Raw genomic sequence first — 5,050 nt, 5'->3', positions numbered from 1 at the left:
AGTCTTCTGGTTAGGACGGTCTATAGTTGGAAACCAACAAGAAGAAGCTTCACTCTCTCCTTGTGTCCATATCTGACGCATTGGCTTATCAGCTTCTCCTTTTGGATTAATAAAATACAATCCTTTAGTATCTGTTATTGCAAGAGAGCCCTTATCAAGTACTTTTTCAGGCTGTGCTGTATATTTAATGTAGATAGTATAATCCTCATCTTTCTGATAAGTTTTATCTAATTTTATTTTCAGCAAATCTTCTTTATACTGATAAGTAAGAGGCTGCTGTTTGCCTTTATTATCTATTGCTACAGTGTGTATCAACATCGATTTAGCATTGAGAATCAAACTATCTGTCGGATAAAAATAAGGAGCGGCAGTCAGCCATTCTTCCCCATTAAGTGTCTGATTATCAAAATTAAAACTCACCTTTAGTTTAGTATGCTTCAATGCTGTTTTCTTTTCAGCAGTAGCGCGATAAAGGGTTCTGCCCGAAGTATCTGTTTGCGAAAATGCATAGCCCACAAGTAAAAAGGCGATAACAGATAAAATAATTCTTTTCATAAGTAAGAGTTAAAAAAATATAAATTTTGAGAGTGCAAAAGTAGTAAAAAAATAAGAACAAAAAAAGAAAATTTGCTACTCAATTTTTTTTATTATCTTTGCAGCAATAAACAATAATAAAAATGAAACTTTCAATACAACATCTATTAATGGGCGGTGGAGTTATACTTACTTCTGGCTTTCTTGTCAATGCTATGTCTGTGAAAAAAGAAGAACGCAACATTTACGAACAAGCAGAAGCCGAGGTAGCTACTACTTTCCCCGATAGTGAGGTGTCTCCTATGAGTGAAGAGACATTTAGCAGTTACAAAGTCTATGCCATTGATTTACCCGAGAATTTAGATTTCGCTGGTGAAAGAGTTCCCATTGAAGACCCTGATGTTTACGAACGATTAGATAGAGAGTTCCTTGTCAATACTTATTGGCAGTCTAATGGATTGCTACTTCTAAAACGAGCTAATAAGTATTTTCCTATTATCGAACCTATCCTCAAACGCAATAACATCCCCGATGATTTTAAGTATTTAGCTATTATTGAGAGTGGACTAACCAATGCTGTTTCACCCTCTGGAGCTAGTGGCTTTTGGCAATTTATGAAAGCAGCCGCCCAAGAGTACGGTTTAGAAGTAACCGACCAAGTAGATGAACGTTACCATATAGAAAAAGCAACCCAAGCTGCTTGCGACTATTTCAAAAAAGCAAAACGTAGCACTGGAAGTTGGACGATGGCAGCTGCAGCTTATAACGCTGGTATAGCTGGTATGAACAAACAAACCTCTTTTCAGCAGACTAATAATTATTATGACTTATGGCTAAATACTGAAACTTCTCGCTATGTATTTCGTATTTTAGCAGTAAAAGAAATTATGAAACACCCTAAAAAGTATGGTTTTATCTTTGAGAAGAAGCACCTATACAATGAACTACCTACTTATAATGTTATGATAGACTCTACTATTGAAAATCTAACTGATTTTGCAAAAACATATAATATAACTTACAAGGATTTGAAGATATATAACCCTTGGTTACGCGACAGAAAGCTTGACAACAAAGAAGGTAAAACCTATTACATCAAAATCCCTAAAAAATAAAGCAATATAATCTTTTTTTTATCTTACACTCTATCAAATTTTTAAAACTTCGATAGAGTGTTTTTTTTCGTCTTTATATGCTGCAAACTGTTTCAATATCTCCAGATTACCATTGGTTACCCACTTATGAGTCGCTACATAATCCTGCTTTTCATTTAGCAAGTGATATTGAGCAAGTATATTGCGTGTCTGCCGTGCTACAGCATAACCTGAGTCAATCACTTTGATAGAAACAGGAATAAATCGTTGTATCTGAGGCAGCAGGTAAGGGTAGTGTGTACATCCTAACACAAGGTAGTCTATACCTTCTGCTACCATTGGTTGTAGGTATTTCTGTAGTAGTGCTGTCATTTTAGCACTTTCCATCTGTCCTGCTTCTATAAGGTCTACTAACCCCTCTCCTACCTGCTCTATAATTTCTATTTTCTCTTCTTGCTTTAAGTGCTCACTTGTTTTAGCAAAAAGGTCGCTTGTGAGGGTACGACGAGTAGCCAATACTCCTATTTTTTTAGTAATACTCTGCAAACCTGCAGGCTTAATAGCTGGTTCAATACCTATAAAAGGTACCTGTTTATATTTATCTCTAAGATAAGCTATCGCATTAGTAGTACCTGTATTGCAAGCTACTACTATTATTTTTGCGTTATGATTGAGCAAAAATTGAGTATTAGCATCACATAGAGCTATTATTTCCTCTTTAGTTTTCTCTCCATAAGGAGCATTTTTATTATCTGCTAAAAAAAGTGTATTTTCATTAGGCATCAAAGCATTAATCTCTTTCCAGATAGTAGTACCACCTACGCCCGAATCAAATAAACCTATAGGTGCCGTCAAAAGCTCAGCATTTTTCATTGTTGAAAAGTAGTTTTGGAACTGCAAAAATAAAAAAAAGTGTTCAAAGAATGAACACTTTTTCTAAAAATTTTATTCCTATTCTTAAAATCCTAAATCTTTCTTTACACTACTGTATAGGTCTTCTCCTGAAGCTACTATCACACTTGAACCTGCACTTGAGTCTAACACATATTGTACTCCTTTTGCTTTAGCCACTTTTTCAATAGAGCTTTTTACTTTCTTAAGCAAAGGTTCTACTAACTCTTGTTGCTTCTTTTGCAAGTTTTGAGCAGCTGTTTGCTGAGACTGACGAATGTTGTTTTCCATTGTCTGAATTTCTTCTGATTTTTTCAGAAATTCTGTCTCACGTGCTTTCAATTGTGCCTCTGTAAGTGCTGCTGCTTCTTTCTGATATTTATCAGCTCTGGCCTGTAGTTCTTTTATAGCTGCCTGAATATCGGCTGTATAGCCTTGCTCTAATTTCTTCAATTGAGCTTCTATTGATTTTCTTTCAGGCATTTCTTCCAAGAGTTTTTGCACATCAATATGAGCTATTTTTACTTGGGCAGTTAGCATAGTCGTAGCCCCAAAAAATAAGGCTATTGCTACCATCAGCGTTCTAATGTTTCTCATCATCGTTTTAATATATTAGTTATTAAGTTTTTACTATTTTGTTGTAGGTGTTTGTGTCTTTGCCTCCATTTGTTTTTTCACTCTTTCAGCTTGTTCCTTTTCGCGTTGTGCTTTCTGTGCTTCACGCTCTTGTTGCAATTTTTGTTGGCGCTCTGCTAATTCCTTTTCACGTTGTGCTTTCAGAGTCTCGCGTTCTTGTTGTAACTTTTGTTGGCGTTCTGCCAATTCCTTTTCGCGTTGCGCTTTCAGAGCTTCACGTTCTTGTTGCAATTTTTGTTGGCGCTCAGCTTGCTCTTTTTCTCGTTGTGCTTTTAGGTTCTCGCGCTGCTGTTTCATTTCTTCTGTCTTGCGGAGGCGCTCTTGTTCATACTGCACACGGCGTTCCTCACGGGCTTTCTCTGCTTCCTTACGTTTTTTCACTCGTTCTTCTACGAACTCAAAATCATAACTTTCTTTTAGCAGTTCTGCCATATCTTTATTCCGATCATCTGCATTATCTTTTTTCTTCAGAGCACGTAGTACTACCTTGCTCAAGTTATGCTGCTCGTTCGAAAAAAGCATTGTAGCATCAGTTTTCTCAAATATAAAGTCATACTTGCGCATCTTGCCTATCTCTTGCACTATGTTAAAAACTTGGTCTTGTATAGGCTTTGCTAGCATAAACTTCTGCGATATGTATTCACCTTTTTCAGCATTAAACTTTTGTTCTTTATAAGCGTTTAGGTTATGCTTTAGCAAGGCTATCTCTTCTTCCTTATCTTTAATAAGTTCAGGCGTCAGCAGTGCTCGCTCAGCTTCCAATTGCTTTTCTTCTGCGTCTATTTTGGCCTGACGTTTTTCTATTTCTGCCTCCCACTGTGCTACCTGAAGCGCAAATTGCTCACTCGCTACTTTGTAATCTTCTAAGTGCGAAAGTATGTAATCCATATCCACATAGCCTATTCGTGAGGGCTTTTGCGAATATGACAAACTCATAGTTGCAAGTAGTAGCAAAATTAGTGTTCGTAACTTTTTCATAGAAAATATCGTGCCAAAAATTAGAATTGCTGACCAAAAATAAAGTGTGTTTGCCAACCGCTGCGTGTATTAGCATTTGCTGGATTGTCAAAACCATAACCAAAATCAATACCCAACATACCAAACTGTGGCATAAAGAGTCTGAGTCCTAAACCTGCTGAACGTTTTATCTGGAAAGGATTAAAGTTGCCTAAGCCATTGTATACATTACCTCCTTCAGCAAATAGCAAACCGTAAATTGATGCCATAGGCTTAAGAGTGATAGGATAACGCAACTCCAAAGAGTATTTGTTATATACGGTTTCTCCGTCATCTGACGAAAGGGCGTAGTTTTCATAACCTCGCATTTGTATATTCTCACGGCTATCCATATTGTAGTAGCCTAATCCATCCCCCCCCATAAAGAATCGTTCAAAAGGCACTACACCACGTTTGCTGTTATACGCTCCTAAGTAACCAAAGTCTGCTCCAAATTTTAATACAAATTTACTATATAAATTGGTATACCAAGCTGATGAAAACTTCAGTTTGTAAAATTCTAACCAGCGGAATCGCTTCTGATCTACTAATGACAATTTATCCGAATCATTATCTGCTATTGCTTCTGCGCGTTCTTCTAATAATTTTCCATAATCTACTCCATTAAAGAGAGAATAAGGAGGTGTCAACTTAGCACTGATAGTAAAGCTACTACCCGACATCGGATAAATAGGGTTAGGACCACTCGAATTTCTTGATAGAGAAATTGTGTAAGCAAATGAATTAGAACGACCATCTTTAAATGTAAACACACCAAAGTTGCTATAATCTTGTAAGTCGTAATGCTGATAACTTAGGTTATGTGCAATTTGGAAATAATCATCAGGCACACGTAAGCGTTTTGCTAAACCTACACTCACACCTGTTATATATACACG

At 36.6% G+C, this 5,050-nt stretch carries 4 protein-coding genes and 2 pseudogenes; 1 reads left to right on the top strand and 5 read right to left on the bottom strand.

The features are described from left to right. Nucleotides 1-555 (bottom strand): annotated as a pseudogene (locus HMPREF9074_RS10535) (M1 family peptidase); the annotation flags it as partial. A 122-nt stretch (nt 556-677) separates the two neighbouring features. Between HMPREF9074_RS10535 and HMPREF9074_RS10530 the strand changes: the two are divergent. Next, nucleotides 678-1,649 (top strand): lytic transglycosylase domain-containing protein, encoded by a 972-nt coding sequence (locus HMPREF9074_RS10530; protein WP_009389243.1) that lies wholly within the window; start codon nt 678-680, stop codon nt 1,647-1,649. Between the two features lie 33 nt (nt 1,650-1,682). Here HMPREF9074_RS10530 and murI read toward each other — a convergent pair whose 3' ends face one another. From murI to HMPREF9074_RS10510, 4 genes and pseudogenes are all read right to left on the bottom strand, one after another. Continuing rightward, nucleotides 1,683-2,501: a glutamate racemase gene (gene murI, locus HMPREF9074_RS10525; protein ID WP_009389241.1), complete on the bottom strand. Its 819-nt coding sequence runs from the start codon at nt 2,499-2,501 to the stop codon at nt 1,683-1,685. An 84-nt stretch (nt 2,502-2,585) separates the two neighbouring features. Beyond that, nucleotides 2,586-3,119 carry an OmpH/Skp family outer membrane protein gene (locus tag HMPREF9074_RS10520; RefSeq protein ID WP_009389240.1) on the bottom strand — a complete coding sequence of 178 codons (534 nt, stop codon included), beginning with the start codon at nt 3,117-3,119 and terminating at the stop codon, nt 2,586-2,588. Between the two features lie 30 nt (nt 3,120-3,149). After that, nucleotides 3,150-4,133: an OmpH family outer membrane protein gene (locus HMPREF9074_RS10515; protein WP_009389239.1), complete on the bottom strand. Its 984-nt coding sequence runs from the start codon at nt 4,131-4,133 to the stop codon at nt 3,150-3,152. Between the two features lie 20 nt (nt 4,134-4,153). Continuing rightward, nucleotides 4,154-5,050 (bottom strand): annotated as a pseudogene (locus tag HMPREF9074_RS10510) (BamA/TamA family outer membrane protein); the annotation flags it as partial.

The sequence above is a fragment of the Capnocytophaga sp. oral taxon 329 str. F0087 genome (genome assembly GCF_000213295.2).
Taxonomy (GTDB): domain Bacteria; phylum Bacteroidota; class Bacteroidia; order Flavobacteriales; family Flavobacteriaceae; genus Capnocytophaga; species Capnocytophaga leadbetteri_A.
This window is presented reverse-complemented; position numbering and strand designations above follow the sequence as displayed.

What these genes read in the sequence shown, in the direction of transcription:
- murI (WP_009389241.1), bottom strand. Translation starts at nt 2,501, where the DNA reads ATGAAAAATGCTGAGCTTTTGACGGCACCTATAGGTTTATTTGATTCG.
- HMPREF9074_RS10515 (WP_009389239.1), bottom strand. Translation starts at nt 4,133, where the DNA reads ATGAAAAAGTTACGAACACTAATTTTGCTACTACTTGCAACTATGAGT.
- HMPREF9074_RS10520 (WP_009389240.1), bottom strand. Translation starts at nt 3,119, where the DNA reads ATGATGAGAAACATTAGAACGCTGATGGTAGCAATAGCCTTATTTTTT.
- HMPREF9074_RS10530 (WP_009389243.1), top strand. Translation starts at nt 678, where the DNA reads ATGAAACTTTCAATACAACATCTATTAATGGGCGGTGGAGTTATACTT.